The sequence below is a fragment of the Flexivirga endophytica genome, assembly GCF_014640635.1.
Classification (GTDB): domain Bacteria; phylum Actinomycetota; class Actinomycetes; order Actinomycetales; family Dermatophilaceae; genus Flexivirga; species Flexivirga endophytica.
Genome location: NZ_BMHI01000005.1, coordinates 365,315 through 386,337 on the forward strand (window position 1 = coordinate 365,315; position 21,023 = coordinate 386,337).

At 69.1% G+C, this 21,023-nt stretch carries 19 protein-coding genes; 17 read left to right on the forward strand and 2 right to left on the reverse strand.

Annotated features, from left to right (window positions below; all coding sequences use genetic code 11):
• Positions 1 to 61: 61 nt before the first annotated feature.
• Positions 62 to 2,083, forward strand: coding sequence for a PhoX family protein (locus IEX71_RS17015; RefSeq protein ID WP_188838510.1), 2,022 nt, complete (start codon positions 62 to 64; stop codon positions 2,081 to 2,083).
• Here IEX71_RS17015 and IEX71_RS17020 read toward each other — a convergent pair.
• A complete protein-coding gene (locus IEX71_RS17020) occupies positions 2,071 to 2,385 on the reverse strand; it encodes a DUF1905 domain-containing protein (protein WP_188838225.1) in 315 nt (104 codons plus the stop codon). The two genes, IEX71_RS17015 and IEX71_RS17020, sit on opposite strands and share 13 nt — an antisense overlap.
• Before the next feature lie 10 nt (positions 2,386 to 2,395).
• Positions 2,396 to 3,001 carry a TetR/AcrR family transcriptional regulator gene (locus IEX71_RS17025; RefSeq protein WP_188838226.1) on the reverse strand — a complete coding sequence of 202 codons (606 nt, stop codon included), beginning with the start codon at positions 2,999 to 3,001 and terminating at the stop codon, positions 2,396 to 2,398.
• Between the two features lie 83 nt (positions 3,002 to 3,084).
• Between IEX71_RS17025 and IEX71_RS17030 the strand changes: the two genes are divergently transcribed.
• The 16 genes from IEX71_RS17030 (at position 3,085) to IEX71_RS17105 (ending at position 21,019) form a co-directional block, all read left to right on the forward strand.
• Entirely contained in the window at positions 3,085 to 4,578 is a 1,494-nt protein-coding gene (locus IEX71_RS17030) for an MFS transporter (RefSeq protein ID WP_188838227.1), read from the forward strand.
• A gap of 103 nt (positions 4,579 to 4,681) precedes the next feature.
• Positions 4,682 to 5,113, forward strand: a complete 432-nt coding sequence (locus tag IEX71_RS17035; protein ID WP_188838228.1) for a hypothetical protein — start codon at positions 4,682 to 4,684, stop codon at positions 5,111 to 5,113.
• Between the two features lie 164 nt (positions 5,114 to 5,277).
• Positions 5,278 to 7,029 carry a protein kinase domain-containing protein gene (locus IEX71_RS17040; RefSeq protein ID WP_188838229.1) on the forward strand — a complete coding sequence of 584 codons (1,752 nt, stop codon included), beginning with the start codon at positions 5,278 to 5,280 and terminating at the stop codon, positions 7,027 to 7,029.
• Positions 7,030 to 7,048: 19 nt separating this feature from the next.
• A complete protein-coding gene (locus tag IEX71_RS17045; RefSeq protein ID WP_188838230.1) occupies positions 7,049 to 7,756 on the forward strand; it encodes a TIGR03936 family radical SAM-associated protein in 708 nt (235 codons plus the stop codon).
• Positions 7,757 to 8,088: 332 nt separating this feature from the next.
• Positions 8,089 to 10,761 carry a ribonuclease E/G gene (locus IEX71_RS17050; protein ID WP_229749823.1) on the forward strand — a complete coding sequence of 891 codons (2,673 nt, stop codon included), beginning with the start codon at positions 8,089 to 8,091 and terminating at the stop codon, positions 10,759 to 10,761.
• 152 nt (positions 10,762 to 10,913) lie between these two features.
• A complete protein-coding gene (gene rplU, locus IEX71_RS17055) occupies positions 10,914 to 11,222 on the forward strand; it encodes a 50S ribosomal protein L21 (protein ID WP_188838511.1) in 309 nt (102 codons plus the stop codon).
• A gap of 43 nt (positions 11,223 to 11,265) precedes the next feature.
• Complete coding sequence (gene rpmA, locus IEX71_RS17060; RefSeq protein ID WP_188838232.1) at positions 11,266 to 11,532, forward strand: 50S ribosomal protein L27; 267 nt, start codon at positions 11,266 to 11,268, stop codon at positions 11,530 to 11,532.
• A gap of 129 nt (positions 11,533 to 11,661) precedes the next feature.
• Positions 11,662 to 13,203, forward strand: a complete 1,542-nt coding sequence (obgE, locus tag IEX71_RS17065; RefSeq protein ID WP_188838233.1) for a GTPase ObgE — start codon at positions 11,662 to 11,664, stop codon at positions 13,201 to 13,203.
• The gene (gene proB / locus IEX71_RS17070; protein WP_188838234.1) at positions 13,196 to 14,329 is read left to right on the forward strand and encodes a glutamate 5-kinase; all 1,134 of its coding nucleotides are present in this window, start codon (positions 13,196 to 13,198) and stop codon (positions 14,327 to 14,329) included. Before obgE ends, proB begins: the two co-directional genes overlap by 8 nt.
• Positions 14,330 to 14,379: 50 nt before the next feature.
• Entirely contained in the window at positions 14,380 to 15,171 is a 792-nt protein-coding gene (locus IEX71_RS17075; protein WP_188838235.1) for a DedA family protein, read from the forward strand.
• Positions 15,172 to 15,178: 7 nt separating this feature from the next.
• Positions 15,179 to 15,970: an SDR family oxidoreductase gene (locus tag IEX71_RS17080; protein ID WP_188838236.1), complete on the forward strand. Its 792-nt coding sequence runs from the start codon at positions 15,179 to 15,181 to the stop codon at positions 15,968 to 15,970.
• A 95-nt stretch (positions 15,971 to 16,065) separates the two neighbouring features.
• Complete coding sequence (locus tag IEX71_RS17085) at positions 16,066 to 17,286, forward strand: MFS transporter (protein ID WP_188838237.1); 1,221 nt, start codon at positions 16,066 to 16,068, stop codon at positions 17,284 to 17,286.
• A 31-nt stretch (positions 17,287 to 17,317) separates the two neighbouring features.
• Positions 17,318 to 18,106 (forward strand): helix-turn-helix domain-containing protein, encoded by a 789-nt coding sequence (locus IEX71_RS17090; protein WP_188838238.1) that lies wholly within the window; start codon positions 17,318 to 17,320, stop codon positions 18,104 to 18,106.
• Between the two features lie 45 nt (positions 18,107 to 18,151).
• A complete protein-coding gene (locus IEX71_RS17095; protein WP_188838239.1) occupies positions 18,152 to 18,625 on the forward strand; it encodes a PaaI family thioesterase in 474 nt (157 codons plus the stop codon).
• Between the two features lie 4 nt (positions 18,626 to 18,629).
• Positions 18,630 to 19,625: an aldo/keto reductase gene (locus IEX71_RS17100; protein ID WP_188838240.1), complete on the forward strand. Its 996-nt coding sequence runs from the start codon at positions 18,630 to 18,632 to the stop codon at positions 19,623 to 19,625.
• 101 nt (positions 19,626 to 19,726) lie between these two features.
• Complete coding sequence (locus IEX71_RS17105) at positions 19,727 to 21,019, forward strand: glutamate-5-semialdehyde dehydrogenase (RefSeq protein WP_188838241.1); 1,293 nt, start codon at positions 19,727 to 19,729, stop codon at positions 21,017 to 21,019.
• Positions 21,020 to 21,023: the final 4 nt, after the last annotated feature.

Sequence of the window (21,023 nt, forward strand, 5' to 3'; positions counted from 1 at the left end):
TCACTGTTTCGTCTCCTCGTGAGGAAGTTGTTCTGTGTCTGTAGAACCCCGCAGCCTGCCCATGGCCGAGCACGTCGTCGGCAAGCGATCGCCCGTAACCTGCCAGCTGAAGTGCGCGAACGCCTGTCTCGCGCCGGTCCCGAACACCTCGGACAACTCCACTTTCCGTGACATCGCCGGCGCCGCGCTCACCCGCCGGTCGATCCTCGGCCTGGCCGGCGCAGGTGCGATCACTGTCGCGACTGCGGTTGCCGCTGGATCTCCCGCGGCGGCTGCGACGCCGACCGGGCGCAGAACGCGCCCTGGTATGTCGTTCCGCCCGATCGATCCAGTGGCCAAGACCGTTGACAGTCTGAGTGTTCCGGACGGATGGCGGTGGGACCCGATCATTCGCTGGGGCGACCCGGTGCTGTCCGGTGCGCCGAAGTTCGATCCGTCGAACCAGAGCGCCGCCGCACAGGCGATGCAGTTCGGCTACAACAACGACTACACGGACATCATCACCACTGACCGCCGTCGCCGCGAGGGATTGCTCGTGTGCAACCACGAGTACGTAAACCCGGCGATCATGTACCCACCGACGTTGTCCGACGCCGAGCAGCGCGAGATCTCGTTGGCAGCTCACGGGTTCTCGGTCGTCGAGCTGGAACGTCCCCGCGCAGGAAAGCCGTGGCGTACCAAGGACGTTCGCAAAGCCCGCCGCAACCGCCGGATCACCGGCAGCACCCCGTTCGCGCTCGACGGCCCCGCTGCCGGCAGCGAGCTGCTGCGCACCAAGAGTGACCCGGCCGGGCGCGAGGCGCTGGGCACGCTGGGAAACTGCTCCGGTGGCACCACCCCGTGGGGCACGATCCTGTCGGGTGAGGAGAACTTCAACGGCTACTTCCGCACCGACGGCACCAGTGCGGCGGACAAGCGTTACGGCCTGAAGGACGCGGCGTCGTCATACGGCTTCGAGACGATCGACCCGCGCTTCGACGCCCGATCCGGCACCGGCTACGAGAACGAGCCGAACCGCTTCGGCTGGGTCGTCGAGATCGACCCGCACGACCCGCACTCCACGCCGGTGAAGCACACCGCGCTGGGCCGGTTGAAGCACGAGGGTGCCAACGTCATCCTGTCCGACGCGGGCAAGGCCGTCACCTACATGGGTGACGACGAGCGCTTCGACTATCTCTACAAGTTCGTGTCCTCCGGCACCTACCGTCCAGGCGACGACCGCGCCGCCCGGGAGCACAACAAGAGCCTCCTCTCGCAGGGCAGCCTGTATGTCGCCCGCTTCAGCGGCGACTCGCCGGCCGGCGAGATCGACGGCACGGGCACGCTGCCCGCCGATGGCGAGTTCGACGGCTCGGGGGAGTGGATCGCGCTGACCGACAACGGCCGGTCCCTGGTGCCCGGTATGTCGATCGAGGAGGTGCTGGTCCACACGCGGCTGGCCGGGGACAAGGTCGGCGCCACCAAGATGGACCGTTGCGAGGACGTACAGCCGTCCCTGCAGACCGGCAAGGTGTATGTCGTCTGCACGAACAACACCGACCGAGGCAAGGCCGGCAAGGAAGGTGCGACCGAGCCGAACCCGCGCAACGCCAACAAACACGGGCACATCGTGGAGTTGACCGAGATCGGCGACCAGAGCTCGACTCGCTTCGCGTGGAGCCTGGTGCTGGTGGCCGGTGACCCCGCCGCGGCCGACACCTACTTCGCGGGCTACCCCAAGGACAAGGTCTCGTCGATCTCCTGCCCGGACAACGTCGCGTTCGACAGTTTGGGCGACCTGTGGATCGCCACCGACGGCATGCCGAGCGCGATCGGGCTCGCCGACGGTCTGTTCCGGATGCCGCTGAGCGGGGCGGAGCGCGGACACGTCGAGCAGTTCCTCGCCGTACCGCAGGACGCCGAGACCTGCGGACCGGTGGTTCATGACGAGGACGGTCTGGTCTTCGTCGCGGTGCAGCACCCCGGTGAGGAGGGGACCTGGGACGAGCAGCGTTCCTACTTCCCCGACTACGTGGGCCGGAAGGCGCGCAAGGGCGAGTGGAAGGGCCCGCGTCCGTCGATCGTGCAGGTCTACCGGTCCTGATCGGAGCGACCGACCGTCGGCTCCAGCTGTATTTCCAGGTGTATGACGTCCCCGAGGCCGACACCTTCGGCTCGCTGGACGGCGGTCTTGACCGGCACCAAGTAACCGCCGGCGCGCGGGAAGATCGAAGTGGTGAATTCGGTGCCACCGATCCTCCCGCGCGCCGGGATGCACCCCCAGCCGTAGGTCAGCTCGCGGGCCACCTGCGCGAGGTCGTCTGCCTGCTCCGGCGGCAGCGGCGCGAAGAGATATGGCGCCGGCCCGCGCCATTCGATGATCTCCGCGTCGAATTCCAACTCCACGTCGGCCAGCCTAGGCGGATTGGTCGCGCAATCGCGCGCCCCGCAGGTGTATGGCGATGCTCGGGGTCACGATGCGCACGATCTCCTCGGACGACTTCGCCGCCACGGACGGCACCTTGACGACGTACCGCGCCATCAGCAGACCGGCGATCGACATCAGTACTCCGGTCGCTCGGGCATCGGCGTCGCGGCCGGCCAGTCGGCCCCTGATGCGACCGAGCAGCTCGGTCTCCAGGAATTCAACGAAACCACCAGCGCCTCTTTCCTGAGTGGCGCTCACCAGCACGGTCTGAGCGAGCACCGGGCCGATCTCGGGGTCGTCCCAGACCCGCAGCACGGTCCGCAGGATGCGCCCCGGCCACTGCTCGACCGGCGCGTCCAGGGCGTGCTCGATCAGCTCGCCAGGCCGCACCGGCAACTCCATCGCAGCCGCGAAAAGCCCCTGTTTGGAAGAGAAGTGGTAACTCAACAGGGCAACGTCGACACCGGCGTCGGCGGCGATGGCGCGCATCGACGTGCCGGCATACCCGCCGCTGAGGAAGCGGTCGCGTGCCGCCTCGAGGATCTGCGCGCGAGTGTCGGGGCTACCGGCGCGGCGGCCGCGGACTTTATTCATCACCGTTGAGTCTATTGCTCGTAAGGGCGGACCGTCGTTCCCAGCAGTGATCACTCGGATCGCTGCTGGAAAGGGTGTTGGTGATGGATCGCACGAGGGGCGCACTGGTCGCCGTCTGTGTCGGACTCGCCACGGTCGTGTCAGCTGTGTCGTCGTTGATGGTCGCGTTGCCGGACGTGGCGCGACATACAGGAGCGTCGCAGACCGAACTGTCCTGGATCGTCGACGGTTACGCGTTGACGTTCGCGGCTCTGCTGCTGCCCGGTGGTTACCTCGGTGACCGGCTCGGGCGCCGCAAGGTACTGCTCGGAGGACTGGGCCTGATCATCCTCGCGGCCGCTGCAGGCGCACTGGTCACCAGCCCGGGAGCGCTGATCGCGATCCGTGTCGCGATGGGCGTGGCCGCGGCGATGATCATGCCGGCGACGCTGTCGACGATCACCGCGACCTTCCCGCCCGCACAGCGGGTGCGGGGCGTCGCGATCTGGGCCGGATTGGCAGGCGGTAGTGCGGTGCTCGGGCTCTTCGCCTCGGGTCTTCTGCTGGAGTGGTTCTCCTGGCAGTCGATCTTCTGGTTCACCGTGGCGGTCGCGGCTGTCGCGGCGGCGTTGACGGTGCGGCTGGTGCCGGAGTCCCGGGCGCCCGAACTCGGCACCTTCGACGTCGGCGGCGCGGTGTTGTCGGTCGCTGGGCTCGGCGTCCTCGTCTACTCGATCATCGAGGCGCCGACCGAAGGCTGGGGGAGTGCGCGGACCCTCGGCGGCCTGATCGTCGGACTGCTGGTGCTGGGCGTCTTCGCAGCATGGGAGCTGCGAAACAGGGCACCACTGCTGGACGTTCGGCTCTTCGGCCGACGCGGCTTCGCCGCCGGGATGCTCACCGTGTCGTCGCTGTTCTTCGTATTCTTCGGCTTCATCTTCGTGTTCATGCAGTATCTGCAGTTCGTCCGCGGCTGGACGCCGTTGGTCGCCGCGTGCGCGGCGGCGCCTGTGGCGCTGGGACTGCTTCCCGGGGCGCGCCTGGCGCCATACCTCGTGCAGCGGGTGGGTGTCCGTGTCCTCTGTGGCGGCGGGATGACGCTCGTGGCGATCGCCATGGCGGGGCTAGCGACTGTCGGCACGGACACCGACTACTGGGTGATCGGGGTCCTGCTCTGGGTCGGCGGCACCGGGATGGGCTGGAGTATGACGCCGGCGACGGCGAGCATCACCGACGCCTTGCCGGAGGCCGAGCAGGGCGTTGCTTCGGCAATGAACGACGTCGCACGTGAAGTCGGTGGCGCCCTTGGTATCGCGGTGCTCGGCAGCGTGCTGAGCGGCGGTTACCGATCCGCGCTCGACCTGCCTGTCGGCTCAGATCGGGTCGCCGCCGCAGCTCGTGAATCCGTAGGTGCCGCAACGCAACTCGGTGGCCCCATACGTGATGCGGCGCGCGAGGCGTTTGTCACCGGGCTCGGGCACACGTTCGCGCTCGCGGCGGCGATCATGGCCGTGTGTGCTGTCGTGGTCGTCGTGATGATCGGGGCACGGCGGAAGGCAGTCGCCCCGCAACCGGCGACCTTGGTCGGTCGCCGCTGACGGAAATGCCCCGCCCGCTGACCGACAGGAGCAGACTGTGCGCAGGGAGTCATGTCGTCGCGCTGCGGCCTGGTCTCCCCGGATCCGAATCGGGGGGGCGGGCATGGCACATCGCACCGCTGCACCGGTCGTCGTCGGCATCGGCTGGATCTGCGTCGGCGCCCTGGTGAGCTTGGGCTTTCTCAGTATCCTCACGATCGGGGCGTTGCTGCTGGTGCTCGCCGGAGTCTGTATGGCGGTGATCTTCCTCGTCCCGGCGTTGCGGGCGGCACAGTTGCGCGCCGCGTGGCTCACGCTGCTGTCAATCAGCGGGCTGTCCGCCGGTGCCTTCCTCCTCGCCTGGTTGAACCGGGACGGTCCGGGCAGCGTGTGCCACACCTCGCTGCAAGAGACGTCGTGCGCCGACGAGTGGTCGCCCTGGCCGCTCGGCATCAGCGGCGTGGTGCTGCTGGCCGGAGGGATCGCGCTGACCTGGTATGTCCGGAGGGCCTTCTCGGTCCGGGTCGAGGTCCGGTCGCCCCGGTTGCACCCCTAGTCGGTAGCCCGTGAATCCGTCGGGGCCGCAACGCGGCTGAGTTCGCGCGCGTCGTACGCCACTACTCGTCTGCGACCGTCGTTAGGGTGGTCGCGACGTGTTGAGGGGCGTCGTCACCGCGGTTGATCGACGCACATGGCTTCAGGGGAAAGAGGATCAATCACATGGCACTCGACGAACCCGGCCGGCTGCCCCGGCAGTTCGGTCCCTACGAATTGCTGGCCAGCATCGGTCAGGGCGGTATGGGCGAGGTCTACCGGGCGCGCGACACCCGGAAGGACCGGATCGTCGCGATCAAGCTGCTGCTCCGGGCGCTGTCGAACGACCAGCAGTTCCGTGCCCGGTTCCGCCGGGAGGCCGACATCGCAGCACGACTCAACGACCCTCACGTGGTGCCGATCCACGATTACGGCGAGGTCGACGGCACGCTCTACATCGAGATGCCGCTCATCGAGGGCACCGACCTCGCCTCCATCCTGCGGCGGCAGCGCCTCGAACCGGCGGAGGCCGTGCGGGTGACCGGCGAGATCGCGTCGGCGTTGGACGCCGCGCACGCGCAGGGACTGCTGCACCGCGACGTGAAGCCCGGCAACATCCTGCTGACCGCCAAGGGCTTCGCCTACCTGACCGATTTCGGCATCGCGACTCAGACCGACCAGACCCGGCTGACCGGCACCGGCGGTGCGGTGGGCTCGATGGGTTACATGGCGCCGGAGCGGTTCGAGGATGGTGAACCGACCCGAGCCGTCGACGAATACGCGCTCGCCTGCGTGCTGTTCGAGGCGCTCACCGGCCGGCAGCCCTACCCGAGCACGTCGACCGGTGCTGTCATCAAGGCCCACCTGTTCGACGAGATCCCATCGCCGTCCAGCACGGGGCTGACTCCGCCGATGGACGCCGTGATCCGCCGCGGGCTCGCCAAAGACCCTGCGGCGCGCTTCGCCAGTGCGGGCGAGTTCGCTGATGCGGCGGGACAGGCACTGCGCGGCCGTCTGGACCCGGAGACGGAGCGGATCGCCGGCCGGGGCGTGACGGGCGTCGACCCGGACCGGACGCACCTGGCACAGCACAACCAGGACACCCGCACGGCAGCGCCGGCTGCGGGTATGGCGAGCCAGGGGCGTGCCGGTGGCGGGACGGCGGGACCGTGGGACAGCCCCGCGATCACTCCGGCTGGCGGACCTGGTGGCCGGAGGACGAAGAAGCCGCTGGTGCTCGCCGCCATGGGTGTGGCGGTGTTGTTACTGGCCGGAGCCGCCGGGGTCTTCGCACTGAAGAACAACGGAGACGACGACGGCGGCGCGGCGGCGGCCGGATCCACGACCCCGAGCACGACAGACGTTGCGAAGCGGTCCACGGCGAGTCCGCCGGCGGCCGATGCAGCGTCGGGACCTTCCTCGCCGACCGACGAGGCGACGTCCGACGCCGGATCCGAGTCAGGGTCACCGGCGGACCGGGCGCCGGACACCGTGACGCAGTACCTCAGCGACCTCGAGCCCTCGAGCAGTGAGAAGCCTGACAGCGTCGATTCCGAAGCCACGCTCGCCGGGCGCCCCTACCAGCACTTGCAGGCCTTCTCCTACTGCTATTCCGATGGCGGCGCACGGGTCAGCTGGGCGCTGGCCGGCAAGTGGGAGAAGTTCTCCGGGTGGGTCGGGCCCACCGATGACAGCCGCGACCGAGAGGCGGGTGGCGAGTTGAAGATCTACCTCGACAACAAGTTGTTGTGGCAATCGGGATCGATGAAGGTCGGGGACGCGCCGAAGAAGTTCGCCATACCCGTGCACGGTGGCCACAACCTCGTCGTCGCGACCACCGACGGCGGTGACAAGTGCACAGATCTGGCGTACCTGGGCATGGGCGACGGCGCGCTCACCGGCAAGAACGGTGTGGCGCCGGCTCCGACCGCGAGCTGACGCCGACTACCGTGTCCCGGTGGCCAGACAACGTGTCCCGGAAGGACCCGCACCCGACCCTGCCGTACAACGACTGCGGGTGCGTTATGCCAAGCGTGGCCGGCTGCGTTTCTCCTCGACCCGTGACTTCCAGCGCGCGCTGGAGCGCGCGGTGCGCCGGGCCAGGATCCCGGTGGCCTTCTCGGCGGGATTCCACCCACACCCCCGGATCAGCTACGCCAACGCCGCACCGACCGGCACAGCGAGCGAGGCCGAGTACTTCGAGATCCAGTTGACACAGGAGTGCACGCCGGAGCAGGTTCGTGCCGACCTGGACGACGCGCTGCCTGCGGACCTGGCGGTGCTCGACGTCGCCGAGGCGCTGCCCGGGGCGCTCGCCGACCGGCTGGAGGCGAGTTGCTGGCACCTCGTGTTCGCCGACGAGGACGCGGCCGCGCTGACGGCCGCCACGCGGGAGCTCCTGGCGCGCGAGGAGGCGACCGTCTCCCGGATGACCAAACGCGGTGAGCGCGAGTTCGACGTGCGCGGGGCGATCACGGACCTGGCCATCGAGGGCCCGGACCTCACCATGGTGCTGCGCCACCTCACCCCGCTGGTGCGGCCGGACGATGTCGTGACCGCCCTGGGTGCGTATGGCGGGCTGCACCCGACACGCCCGCCGCAGGTCACTCGGCTGAGTCAGGGAATCCTGCGGGAGGACGGCGCGATCGGCGACCCGTTGCGGTGACGCCACGGCCCGGCGGTGCAGCGTCGCTGGCGGGCGGAGGGCCCGATGTGTGCCACAATGCAAGTGGTCGTCGACAGTGCCACAACCTGTTCGACGCCCCGTCGGCAGCTACTCGAGCCCGCGAGATCTCGCGACCAGCCGAGTGCAGGACCGACGGCGTCCGACCGAGTGGATGCCGCGCTTTGACGCGAACCCTCGGCGCGACGTAACAGACGACTTTCGCGTCGCCACGGCGAACGATTCGACCGTGAGTGACGGCCCAACCGCGACATGCGGGTGTGCAGGCGCAGCCTCGTTGTGGGTCACCCGCATGCTGACGAGAGATGAGGGCCATGGCCCCGCAAGAGACAAACCCGTTCCTGACACCTGCAGCAGACGAGTCCGCGAGCAGCACCGGTCAGGGGCAGTCGGACTCCTCCTCCGCGCTCAACTTCGGCCTGCTGTTCCAGGCACCCGATCCGCAGACGATCGCACCTCGGCGTGACCCCGAGCCGCCGGCCGAGCAGGCCGACGAGCCGCGCGATGACTCCGCCGCCGAGGACGACGGTGACGACGATTCCCAGGGCAGCAGTCGCTCCCGCCGCCGCGGCGGTCGTGGCCGGCGCAGCAAGGATGAGGCGGACGCCAAGAACGACACCAACAACTCCGACGGTGGTTCCGACAACGGCCCTGCCAAGGACACGGACAACAAGAAGTCCGAGGCAGACAAGGGCACCCGCACCAACAGGAACGTCAAGAAGTCCGCGGACTCCGCCAACGGCTCCGGACCCGACACGTCCGACGACAACGACGACTCGGACGCGCAGTCCGATGGCAACGGCCGTCGTCGTACCCGTCGCCGTCGCCGCAGCGGCGGTGCGACCGAGGGAGACGACCCGCCCGGCACCGTGACCAAGGTGCGCGAGCCGCGCAAGGACCGCGACGAGGTCACCGCCGTCAAGGGCTCGACCCGCCTGGAGGCCAAGAAGCAGCGCCGCCGCGAGGGCCGCGAGGCCGGTCGTCGCCGCACCGTCATCACCGAGGCCGAGTTCCTCGCCCGACGCGAGAGCGTCGACCGCCAGATGGTCGTGCGAGAGAAGGCCGGCCGCACCCAGATCGGCGTCCTCGAGGACGGCGTGCTGGTCGAGCACTACGTGTCCCGCGAGGTCCAGCAGGCCTCGATGGCCGGCAACGTCTACCTCGGCAAGGTCCAGAACGTCCTGCCGAGCATGGAAGCTGCCTTCGTCGACATCGGCCGCGGCCGCAATGCCGTCCTGTATGCCGGTGAGGTCAACTGGGACGCAGCTGGTCTCGAGAACGGCCAGGCCAAGCGCATCGAGAACGCCCTCAAGTCCGGCGACACAGTGCTGGTCCAGGTGACCAAGGACCCGATCGGGCACAAGGGTGCCCGGCTGACCAGCCAGGTCTCGCTGCCGGGTCGCTTCCTGGTGTACGTCCCGGGCAACTCGATGACCGGGATCTCGCGCAAGCTGCCCGACACCGAGCGCTCGCGCCTGAAGAAGATCCTCAAGGAGGTCGTGCCCAGCGACGCCGGCGTCATCGTGCGTACGGCGGCCGAAGGTGCCTCCGAGGCCGACTTGCGCGCCGACGTCGAGCGCTTGCAGGCCCAGTGGGAGACCATCCAGTCCGACGCGAAGTCGGGCAGTGCGCCGAGCCTGCTGCACGGCGAGCCGGACCTGACGGTCCGCGTCATCCGTGACGTCTTCAACGAGGACTTCAGCAAGCTGGTCGTCGCCGGCGACAACGCCTGGTCCCAGGTCCACGACTACGTCAGCTCTGTCGCCCCCGACCTCGCGCCGCGGCTGGAGAAGTGGACCGGCGAGTCCGACGCGTTCACGGTGCACCGCATCGACGAGCAGATCGCCAAGGCGATGGACCGCAAGGTCTGGCTGCCCAGTGGTGGCTCCCTGATCATCGACCGCACCGAGGCGATGACCGTCATCGACGTCAACACCGGCAAGTTCGTCGGCTCCGGTGGCAACCTCGAGGAGACCGTCACCAAGAACAACATCGAGGCTGCGGAGGAGATCGTCCGGCAGCTTCGGCTGCGCGACATCGGCGGCATCATCGTGGTCGACTTCATCGACATGGTGCTGGAGTCCAACCGGGACCTCGTGGTGCGCCGGCTCCTGGAGTGCCTGGGTCGTGACCGCACCAAGCACCAAGTCGCCGAGGTGACCTCGCTCGGGCTGGTGCAGATGACGCGCAAGCGCGTGGGTTCCGGACTGATCGAGGTCTTCTCCGAGCCGTGCGAGCACTGTGGCGGCCGGGGGATCATCGTCCATTCCGACCCCGTCGACAAGCCGTCCGGTGGCTCCGGCAGCGGCAGCACCAGCAAGTCCCGCAAGGGCCGGGGCAAGAAGGGCGCCGACGAGCCGCCGAAGCAGTCCGGCCCCACCGCCGCACAGATCGCGGCGGCAGCCCATGCCGCTGCCCAGTCCGGCGGTAAGTCGGCCGACGCGGCAGATGTCGAGACCAACGACGTGGCGGACACCTCGTCCGACGTGTCCACTGCAGCCGACACGACGCCTGACTCGACGGCCGAGCCCGCCGTCGAGACAGCCTCCGCGTCGGCGATCGACGCCGATGTGAAGAAGTCCGGCAGGGCGGGCAAGAAGCGCGCCAAGAAGCAGGCCGCTCAGCAGACCGACGGTCCCACGGTGACCGGTCGCGCCGGCTCGCAGCGCGCGTCCGCGAGCCCCGTCCCCGCAGAGCAGGAGGCGGACACCGCGCCGCAGCAGGACGAGCGCTCAGCCCCGGCTGCCGCACCGGCCCGGAAGACCACCGGACGTGCTCGGCGCCGGGCCACCTCGGCCGCGGGCGCCGCGCAGCACGTGCAGGCGCCCAGCGTTGCGCCCACGGCGACCGTGGCCGCTTCCGACGCACCGGCCACCGACACGGCGGTGGCACCGCCCGTCGCACAACCCGAGCCGGTCAAGCCACAACGCAAGAAGCGTGCGCGAGTGGTGGCACCGGCCGGTCCGCCGGCCCCCGAGGCCGACTGACCCCGACGTGAGCCACCGATTTGGAGCATCACCGGCCTGGCCCGTAAACTCGTGCCTCGGTGTGCCCACCGCGCAGGCGTCCCGGTCCTTCCGGGGTAGCTGCTTGCCGGTTCCAAGACAAGTGCGCATCAATGACGAAAGAGAGTTCCGACGTGTACGCGATTGTTCGCGCAGGCGGCCGCCAGGAGAAGGTTTCCGTTGGCGACGTCCTGACCATTGACAAGGTCGCCACCAAAGCGGGCGAGAGCATCGAGCTCAAGCCGCTGCTGCTGGTCGACGGCACCACCGTGACCACCGACGCCGCGAAGCTGGCGAAGGTCACGGTCAAGGCCGAGGTGATGAAGCAGGCCAAGGGCCCGAAGATCACCATCGTGAAGTACAAGAACAAGACCGGTTACCGCAAGCGTCAGGGTCACCGTCAGCCGCTGACCCAGGTCAAGGTCACCGCCATCAATTCCTGATGGGGCTCCCTCCGTCCACTTCTCTTCAGTAAAGGCTTAGAAAATGGCACACAAGAAGGGTGCATCTTCGACCCGCAACGGTCGGGATTCCAACTCCCAGCGGCTCGGTGTGAAGCGCTTCGGCGGCGAGGTCGTCAACGCCGGCGAGATCATCGTTCGCCAGCGCGGCACGCACTTCCACCCCGGTGAGGGCGTCGGCCGCGGCAAGGACGACACGCTGTTCGCGCTGCGCGCCGGTGCGGTCGAGTTCGGCGCCAAGCGCGGTCGCAAGACCGTCAACATCGCGCTCGTCGAGAGCGCCGAGGCCTGAGCCAGGCTCAGCCAGCAATACCTCCGTCGAAAGGGGTGGGTCCGAGTTTGAACGGACCCACCCCTTTCGCCGTCATACATCACCCCCCAACGGAGGTGCTCGTTCAGCACCAACTACTAGGAGAACTTCGTGGCCACCAACTTCGTGGACCAAGTGGTCCTGCACGTGCGTGCCGGACACGGCGGGCACGGCGTCGCGTCGGTGCACCGGGAGAAGTTCAAGCCGTTGGGCGGCCCCGACGGAGGCAACGGTGGCAAGGGCGGCAGTGTGATCCTGCAGGTCGATCCGCAGTCGACCACGCTGCTGGAATACCACCGCAGCCCGCAGCGCGTCGCACCGAATGGTCGCCCCGGCGCCGGTGACGAGCGCAATGGCGCCGACGGCGACGACCTGATCCTGCCGGTGCCCGAAGGCACCGTAGTCAAGAACACCCGTGGTGAGGTGCTGGCCGATCTGGTCGGTGCCGGTGCCATCTTCGTCGCCGCTAACGGCGGCCGCGGCGGCCTGGGCAACAAGGCGCTGGCCTCACCCCGGCGCAAGGCCCCCGGCTTCGCGCTGCTCGGGGAGCCCGGCGACGAGTCCGATATCACGCTGGAGCTGAAGACGCTCGCCGACGTGGCCCTGATCGGCTACCCGTCGGCCGGCAAGTCCAGCCTCGTGTCGGTGATGTCCGCGGCCAAGCCGAAGATTGCCGACTACCCCTTCACCACCCTGGTGCCCAACCTGGGCGTCGTCACCGCCGGCGCGCAGCGCTATACGATCGCCGACGTCCCCGGTCTGATCCCGGGCGCGAGTCAGGGGAAGGGTCTCGGCCTGGAGTTCCTGCGGCACGTCGAGCGCTGCTCAGTGCTGGTGCACGTCGTGGACTGCGCGACGCTGGAGCCGGACCGCGATCCGATGTCGGACCTGGACGTCATCGAGCAGGAGCTCGCGGAGTATGTCGCCGACGACACCCTCGGCGGGAAGCCGCTGTCGGAGCGCACCCGCATCGTCGTGCTCAACAAGGCCGACGTCCCCGACGCGCGCGATCTGGCCGAGATGGTCAAACCGGACCTGGAGGCACGCGGCCTCGAGGTGCACATCGTCTCGGCGGTCGCCCACACCGGGCTGAAGGAGCTGAGCTTCTCGCTCGCCAAGCACGTCGAGCGGGCCCGCGCGGAGATCGAGTCCAACATCATTCCGCAGCGAATTGTGGTGCGTCCCAAGGCAGTTGACGACTCCGGCTTCCGGATCCGCAAGGAGAAGCACGGCACCGACGACGTCTTCCGAATCATCGGCGAGCGGCCGACCCGGTGGGTCCGGCAGACCGACTTCGCCAACGACGAGGCGGTGGGCTACCTGGCCGATCGACTGAATCGTCTCGGCGTCGAGGAGCAGCTCTTCAAGGCCGGTGCGGTCCCGGGGTCCACGGTGCTCATCGGCCCGGAGGAGAACGCCGTGGTCTTCGACTGGGAGCCGACGATGGCGACCGGTGCCGAGTTGCTCGGCCCGCGCGGCACCGACCTGCGCCTGGAGGACGGGAGCACCGGTCGTGCCACGCGTTCGGAGAAGCGTGACGAGTTCCACCGCCGCAAGGACGCCCAGCGCGAGGCACGTGAGGAGCTGGACGCCGAGCGCAAGGCCGGCCTGTGGACCGACCGCGACGCCACCGTGATCGACAGCGATGAGTGATCGACTCCGCGACGCGGTCGCCGCGGCCGGCACGGTCGTGGTCAAGGTCGGCTCCAGTTCACTCACCGGCACGCACGGGGGTCTGGACCCGGCCCGGGTCACGGCGCTCGCCGACGCGCTGGCCGCCCGCCGGCTGGCCGGGAGCAACGTCGTGCTGGTCTCCTCCGGAGCGATCGCGGCCGGCATGGTGCCGCTCGGGTTGCGCCGCCGCCCGCGGGACCTCGCCACGCAGCAGGCCGCCGCGAGTGTGGGGCAAGGGGCGCTCCTGGCGGCATACAACGTGGCCTTCGGGCAGCACGGACTGACCACCGGCCAGGTGTTGCTCACCGCCGACGACGTCACCCGCCGAGGGCACTACGTCAATGCCCGGCGGACCATCGAGCGGCTGCTCGCGCTCGGCGTGGTGCCGGTCATCAACGAGAACGACACGGTCGCCACCCACGAGATCCGCTTCGGCGACAACGACCGGCTGGCGGCACTCGTCGCGCACCTCATCGACGCGTCCGCGCTGGTGCTGCTGTCCGACGTCGATGCCCTGTATGACGCCCCGCCGTCGCAACCGGGCGCCAGTCGCATCGGTGAGGTCCTCGACCAGGACACCCTGGAGCGGGTGGACATCGGCGGCACCGGATCGGCTGTCGGGACCGGCGGCATGGTGACCAAGATCGAGGCCGCGCAGATCGCGACCGCGGCCGGTGTGCCGACCGTGTTGACCTCGGCCGCCCAGGCAGCTGCCGCACTGGCCGGCGAGGACGTCGGCACGATCTTCGCCCCGCAGGGGCACCGGCCCAGTGCACGTCAGCTCTGGCTGCGCTACGCCACCTCGCCGCAGGGCAAGCTGATCATCGACGACGGCGCCGTGCTCGCCGTCACCCAACGCGGGAAATCGTTGCTGCCTGCGGGGATTCGCCAGGTCTCCGGGCACTTCTCGGCCGGCGACGCCGTTGACCTCGTGGACGAGTCCGGCCTGGTGGTCGCGCGTGGCCTCGTCAATTACGACGCCAAGGAGTTGCCGAGCCTGCTGGGACACAACACCCACGAGCTGGCACGCACCCTGGGCCCGGCATACGAGCGTGAGGTCGTGCACCGCGACCATCTGACGGTGCTGGCGCGGCGGACTCGGTGACCATGCGGACCGGCCGCGAGGGGGACGAGACGATGAACGAGGATGGTGGCGTGAGCGAGCAACCGACCCGACCGATTCCCGAGTCGGAGGCGGAGGCCGAGCGGCTGGCGGCCGAGGCGCAGAATCAGGAGCCGCCCACCAAGGAGTGGTGGGACGACCCCCGCATGCCGTGGAGGGGCAAGCCAGGTCGTGCCGACATGTGGTGCATCGGGCTGATCATCGCCACCGGCGCCTACGGTCTGCTGACCATCCCGGTCCGACCGTGGATCCTCGGCAACTTCTCCGCGCCGGCCCGCGACTACATTCTGGCCTGCTTCAGCGGATCCAACATCGCGATGGTCGACATCGGTGCGCTGTCCCGCGTGGGACAGCACCAGCCGCTGTGGTGGGCGGCGGTCATCGCCGCGTCCCTGACGTCGATCAAGTTCGACTGGCTGTGGTGGTGGGCCGGCCGGCTGTGGGGCCGCGGCGTGATCGACATGATCGCGGCACGTTCGAAGTGGGCGGCCCGCACGGCCTACTGGGCCGAGAGCGTCGCGCGGCGCTTCGGCGGACCGGCGGTGTTCCTGGTGTGGTTCATCCCGTTGCTGCCGAGCTCGATCGTCTACGCGTTCGTCGGCGACGCCCGAATGTCGTTGCGGCGCTTTCTTTTCATCGACTTCCTCGCCGGTCTCGTCTACCGCGGACTGTGGATGTTCCTCGGCTATCGCATGGGCGAGCCGGCCAAGGACCTGGTCAACCAGCTCGCGAAGTACAGCCTCTACCTCACCATCGGCGGCATCATCATCGTCTTCATCGGCGTCTACCGGCAGCAGCGCCGCTTCGCGACCTCCCAGCACTGAGGTTCCGATGAGGCTGCTCGTCACCGGCGGCACCGGTTACCTCGGTGCCGAGCTGGTCACCCAAGCCTCGGTCGCCGGTCACCACGTCGTCGCGGTATCGCGCAGGTCTGCTCGTCGCCTCGACATCACGGACTCCGAGCGGTGTCACGCGGTCGTGCGTGAGGTCGCGCCGGACGTCGTCATACACACGGCGTACGACTACCGCAGCTGGGCGGTGACCGCTGACGGTGCGGTCAACGTGGCGCTCGCGGCCGCGGATGCCGGTGCGCACCTGGTGTTCGTGTCGAGCGACGCGATCTTCTCCGGCGCCGATTCGCCGTATGACGAGCAGGCACATCCTGACCCGGTCACTCGCTACGGCGCCGCGAAGGCCGCGGCCGAGACGGCGATCCGTGCAGTGCTACCCACGGCGACGATCGCCCGCAGCTCACTCATCCTCGGACCGGACTCGTCCATGGAACGTCTGGTGCACGCGCTCGCAGGCGGCGGCGACGGCATGCTCTTCACCGATCAGATCCGCTGCCCGGTGCACCGCGACGATCTGGCTGCCGCGTTGCTGGAGCTGGCGGGGGAGCGGCTGCCCGGCGTCTTCCACTGCGGCGGCGCCGACGCCATCAGTCGCGCCGACATGGGCCGGTTGATCGCGAAACGCGACGGGCTCGATTTCGAGCGCATCCGGATCGGGTCGCGGGCGGACCTCGGTCCGGGCCAGCAACTCGACGTGCGGCTGGACTCCCGCCATACGCAAGAACTCCTGCGCAGTCGCCTTCGCGGTGCGCAGGAGTTCCTCGCCGAATAGCCGCGGACACTCGGAGGCTGGTCGTGCACCGTCGGGACTTGTGTAGGTGAATTTCCTTCAATCGCACCGGAGCCGGGCGATCATACGGTCACCACATGATCGTCAGAACCAAGTCACGGACCGGGTCGGCGACGGCCGTGTCGGCATCGGACGCGAGGCAGAGCCGGTGGGCGTTGGCTGCGCTGGCATTCGGCGCGTTCGTGGTGGGAGTGGCCGAGCTGGCGGTGGTCGGCCTGTTGAATCTGGTGGCGCGGGACCTCGGGGTGTCAGTGAGCACCGCTGGTGCACTGGTCACTTCCTACGCGCTCGGCATTGCCATCGGGGCACCGTTGCTGACCGTTGCCACGACCCGTTTCGGGCGCCGCAGTCTGCTGCTGGGGGCGGTGGCTGCCTTCGTCGCGGGCAACGTGCTCGTGGCACTCAGCGCGGGTCTCGGACCGCTGGTGGTGGCGCGTGTGGTGACCGGCTCCCTTCACGGACTGTTCGTCGGGGTGGCCACCGTGATCGCTGCGCGTGTCGTCACCGCTGAGCGGCGCGGTCAGGCGATCTCGCTGGTCTTCGGCGGAATCATGGTCTCAACACTGGTCGGAGCGCCCCTGGGCAACGTGATCGGGCGCGCCCTCGGGTGGCGGGCGGCCTTCGTCGCGGTGGCGATTCTCGGGGTCGTGGCACTGGCCGCGTTGCTGTGCGTGCCACGGGTTCCGCAGGACGGTGTCGGCAGGTTTCGCGAGCAGGCGACGGCCGCGCTGGCCCCTCGGGTGCTGGGCACGCTCGGCGTGGGGTTGCTGCTGATCGGCGGACAGTTCACTGCGTTCACCTACCTGGTCACCTTCTTCGATGACGTCACGGGCCTGCCCGACTCGCTGGACAGCGTCTTCCTGTTGATCTTCGGTGCCGCCGCGGTCGCGGGCACCGTGCTCGGCGGCCGGCTGGCCGACCGCGGACCACTCGGCGCGATGATCGTCGCCGCAGTGGTGCTGGTGATCGCGCTGGTCGGGCTGTTCGTCGTCGGTTCGAGTCCGTGGCTGACCCCGGTCGCGCTGGTCGTGTGGGGCACGGCCGGATTCGCCATCGTCCCGCCGTACCAGTTGCGGGTGATCAGTTCGGCAGGCGCCGGCAGCGATCTCGCCGCCACCCTGGGTGCGTCCGCGGTCAACGCGGGCATCGCGCTCGGGGCGCTGATCGGTGGCGCGACCCTCGCCGGTCCGGGTGCCCGTGCGATCGCCGTCGTGGCAGCGATCATCTGCGCCCTCGCGCTGCCCGCACTCGTTCTCCTCCGCGCCGCTGATCGGCGTGCGGCGCGGCGGATCGCGTGACGCGCGTATGCCGCGACGGCATACTTGGTGAATGGCGTCGACGTCGGTTGGAGGGCATGACTCGGCTGCCGTCACCGGCGCGCCGGACCCGCGGCTGCGTTCGATCGTGGCCGGCGGTTACTGCGGGTGGACGTTACAGCCGGACCGGATGGCCGAGTTCGTCCTGCCCGCACACACGTCGGTGCAATTCGTACTCAAGGTGGAGGATTCGGCGCTTCGCCCGCCCGAGTTCGTGCACGGCGCAACCGACCGCCCCACCACGATCGAGAGCGGCTGTGCGCCGCGCTATCTGCAGGCGGATCTGACCCCGCTGGGTGCATACCGGGTTTTCGGGATCCCCATGCATCATGTGGCCGGGCGGTTGGTGAACCTCGGTGAGGTCCTCGGCCCCGAGGGGCGGCGGCTCGGCAGCACAGTGCGCGACGCCACGACCTGGCGGGCCCGCTTCGACGCGGTCGACCGGTTCCTGCTCGGCCGAGTGGACGCAGCGCCGAGTGTGAGCGGCGATGTCGCTTACGCGTGGCACGAGCTGACGGCCAGTGGCGGCTCGGTCCCCATCCGCACCATCTGTCGTGACATCGGCTGGAGCCACAAGCACCTGATCACCCGATTCCGGCAGGAGGTCGGCATCACGCCGAAACGTGCGGCGCGGCTGATCCGGTTCGAGCGGGCCCTGGGTCGCATCGCGGGGGGCGTCCAGCCGGATTGGGCACGCCTGGCCGCCGAGTGCGGTTACGCCGACCAGGCACATCTGATCCGTGACTTCGGTGAGTTCGCCGGCACGACGCCGGCCTCGCTCGTCCGCCGGTCGGGCAGGTGAATTTCGTTCAATCACAGGCCCGGTGGGTTTCCGTATCGTCCCCGCATGCGGAGCATCGGAGAGCGAACGGGTGTGTTCTGGGACGGCATGACAGGGCGGGCTCCGATGCCCCCTGCCGCGTCGACCCTGGGGTTCGAGTTCATCGACGCCGACCCCGGGGCCGGCTGGATAGAGATCGCGTTCACCGCGACCGAATCGTTCACCAACCCGGCGGGTGAGGTGCTCGGCGGGTTCCTGGCTGCGATGGTCTTCGACACCGTCGGCCCGGCACTGCTCGCCACGCTGGACGCGGAGGAGTTCCAGAGCACGCTGGAGCTGAAGACCAGCTTCTTGCGGCCGACACGGCCGGGCCGGCTCGTCGGTCGCGGTAGCGTGGTCCACCGAGAGGGGCAACTGGCATTCCTCGAGGCGACGTTGCAGGACGCCGACGGCGTTGTCGCCACTGGCACGGCAACCGCGCGGGTGACGGCCCTCGACCGGGCAGCGATGACGGTGCCCGCGCCCACACAAGAGGTGTGATCGCATGCGATACACAACGATCGGATCCGACCCCGCCACGGCGCGGACCGTGAGCGTCCTGGCGCTGGGTGCGATGCGCTTCGGCACCACGACGGACGAGGCGACGTCATACGCGATCCTGGACCGGTTCGCCGAGGCGGGCGGCTCGTTCATCGACACTGCGAACAACTATGCGTACTGGGTCAACGGGACCCTGGGCGGTGAGAGCGAAGCGCTGCTCGGCCGCTGGCGGCGCGCCCGCGGCGTCAACGACGAGATGGTGATCGCCACCAAGGTCGGCGGCCGGCCGACAACGCCGACGAACGGTCCGACGGATCGTGCCGAGGGGTTGGCACCGGAGGTGCTGCGCGAGCAGGCCGAACGCAGTCGAGAACGTCTGGGGGTGGACCGGATCGACCTCTACTACGCCCATATCCCGGACCTCTGGCACGACACCCCACTGGCCGACACCGTCGCCGGATTCGGCGAGCTGGTCGCCGACGGCACCGTGGGCCTGCTCGGCCTGAGCAATTTCTGGGTCTGGCAGCTCGAGCGGGCCAGACGTCTGGCGGACGCCGATGGCGTAGCGCGGGCCGACGTGTTCCAGTACCACCACACCTATCTCCGGATGCGCACCGACATCGGCGATCCGAGGTTCGGACAGGACGGTGAGTTCGGCATTGCGGACGGCTCGGTGCTCAGCTACCTGCGCGCCGAGGAGGGTACGACCCTGGTCGGCTATTCGCCACTTCTGGGCGGCGGCTACGTCCGAGACGACAAGCCGCTGGACGAGGCCTATGACCACCCTGGCACGCCGCACCGGCTGGCCGCGCTCGCCGGCGTCGCCAACGAGACGGGAGCGACCCGGAACCAGGTCGTTCTGGCCTGGATGTTGGGTGGCGAGTTGCCGGTCGTGCCGCTGGTAGGGGTCTCCTCGCTCGCGCAGCTCGAGGAGGCGCTGGCAGCGGTGGACCTCGAACTGAGCGGGGACCAGCGCCGCCGGCTCGATGAAGCGCACTGACGTCATACCCGTAGATCGGATCCCCGCTCGGCGTCATCCCATCCTGTCCACAGCCCAGGATGGGGTGACGCGGGGGGTCTGGTCGCTCGTACCCTGAAGGTATGACGAGCACGATCGATCAGCACACCGCTGCCGACGCGGTGACCCGCGTCCACGAGGCCGGGGGAGCGGCGAAGGTCGCGGCCAAGCAACTCGCAGTGCTGACCCGCGCAGACAAGGACGCTGCGCTGCACGCGCTCGCCGATGCGCTGTTGACCGCGACCGGCCGCATCGTCGCGGCCAACGACTCGGACCTGCTGCGCGGGCGCGAGTCCGGTATGCCGGAGGGCCTGCAGGACCGCCTGCGGCTGACTCCGGACCGCGTGTCCGGGATCGCCGAGGCACTGCGCCAACTCGCCGGCCTGCCCGACCCGATCGGCGACGTCGTGCGCGGTTCGACGCTGGCCAACGGCCTGCAACTGCGTCAGGTCCGCGTGCCGATGGGTGTTATCGGGATGGTCTACGAAGCCCGTCCCAACGTCACTGTCGACGCCGCCGGACTCGGCCTCAAGAGCGGCAACGCGATGATCCTGCGCGGCGGCTCGGCCGCCGCCGACACCAACCGCGTCATCGTCGACGTGCTGCGGAACGCCTTGCAAACGCAAGGGATCCCCGCCGATGCCGTGCAGCTGCTGGACGGCGGCCACGAGGATGTCGATGCTCTGATCACCGCGCGCGGGCTGATCGATCTGGTCATCCCGCGCGGCAGCGACCGGCTGATCCAGGCGGTCGTTCAGGGCGCCACCGTGCCGGTCATCGAGACCGGCGTCGGCAACTGTCACGTCTATGTCGACGCCGCCGCGGACGTCGAGCAGGCTGTCGCGATCGTGCTCAACTCCAAGACGCACCGGCCGAGCGTGTGCAACGCCGCGGAGTCGCTGCTCGTGCACCGTGACATCGCCGACACCGTCCTCCCGCAGTTGTATGACGCCCTGACCTCCGCACAGGTCGCGCTGCACACCGACGGGCGCGCTTCGGAGATCGCGGGACGGAGCAGCACGCCATACGCACCGGCGACGGAGGCCGACTTCGCCGCCGAATATCTCGACCTGGAGATGAGCGTCGCCGTCGTCGACGACCTGGATGCGGCGATCGCGCACATCGACCGTTACGGCTCGGGCCACACAGAGGTCATCGTCACCGGTGACCGGGCGGCCGCCCGCGCGTTCGTGGCGCAGGTGGACGCGGCCGTGGTGACGGTCAACGCGTCGTCACGGTTCACCGATGGCGGCGAGTTCGGCTTCGGCGCCGAGATCGGCATCTCCACCCAGAAGCTGCACGCCCGCGGGCCGATGGGCCTGCAGGAACTCACCAGTACCAAGTGGGTCGTCGAGGGCGACGGGCAGACGCGCTGACGGT

What these genes read in the sequence shown, in the direction of transcription:
- IEX71_RS17085 (WP_188838237.1), top strand. Translation starts at nt 16,066, where the DNA reads ATGATCGTCAGAACCAAGTCACGGACCGGGTCGGCGACGGCCGTGTCG.
- proB (WP_188838234.1), top strand. Translation starts at nt 13,196, where the DNA reads ATGAGTGATCGACTCCGCGACGCGGTCGCCGCGGCCGGCACGGTCGTG.
- IEX71_RS17100 (WP_188838240.1), top strand. Translation starts at nt 18,630, where the DNA reads ATGCGATACACAACGATCGGATCCGACCCCGCCACGGCGCGGACCGTG.
- IEX71_RS17025 (WP_188838226.1), bottom strand. Translation starts at nt 3,001, where the DNA reads ATGAATAAAGTCCGCGGCCGCCGCGCCGGTAGCCCCGACACTCGCGCG.
- IEX71_RS17090 (WP_188838238.1), top strand. Translation starts at nt 17,318, where the DNA reads ATGGCGTCGACGTCGGTTGGAGGGCATGACTCGGCTGCCGTCACCGGC.
- IEX71_RS17030 (WP_188838227.1), top strand. Translation starts at nt 3,085, where the DNA reads ATGGATCGCACGAGGGGCGCACTGGTCGCCGTCTGTGTCGGACTCGCC.
- IEX71_RS17040 (WP_188838229.1), top strand. Translation starts at nt 5,278, where the DNA reads ATGGCACTCGACGAACCCGGCCGGCTGCCCCGGCAGTTCGGTCCCTAC.
- IEX71_RS17105 (WP_188838241.1), top strand. Translation starts at nt 19,727, where the DNA reads ATGACGAGCACGATCGATCAGCACACCGCTGCCGACGCGGTGACCCGC.
- IEX71_RS17050 (WP_229749823.1), top strand. Translation starts at nt 8,089, where the DNA reads ATGGCCCCGCAAGAGACAAACCCGTTCCTGACACCTGCAGCAGACGAG.
- rpmA (WP_188838232.1), top strand. Translation starts at nt 11,266, where the DNA reads ATGGCACACAAGAAGGGTGCATCTTCGACCCGCAACGGTCGGGATTCC.
- IEX71_RS17095 (WP_188838239.1), top strand. Translation starts at nt 18,152, where the DNA reads ATGCGGAGCATCGGAGAGCGAACGGGTGTGTTCTGGGACGGCATGACA.
- IEX71_RS17080 (WP_188838236.1), top strand. Translation starts at nt 15,179, where the DNA reads ATGAGGCTGCTCGTCACCGGCGGCACCGGTTACCTCGGTGCCGAGCTG.
- IEX71_RS17035 (WP_188838228.1), top strand. Translation starts at nt 4,682, where the DNA reads ATGGCACATCGCACCGCTGCACCGGTCGTCGTCGGCATCGGCTGGATC.
- IEX71_RS17015 (WP_188838510.1), top strand. Translation starts at nt 62, where the DNA reads ATGGCCGAGCACGTCGTCGGCAAGCGATCGCCCGTAACCTGCCAGCTG.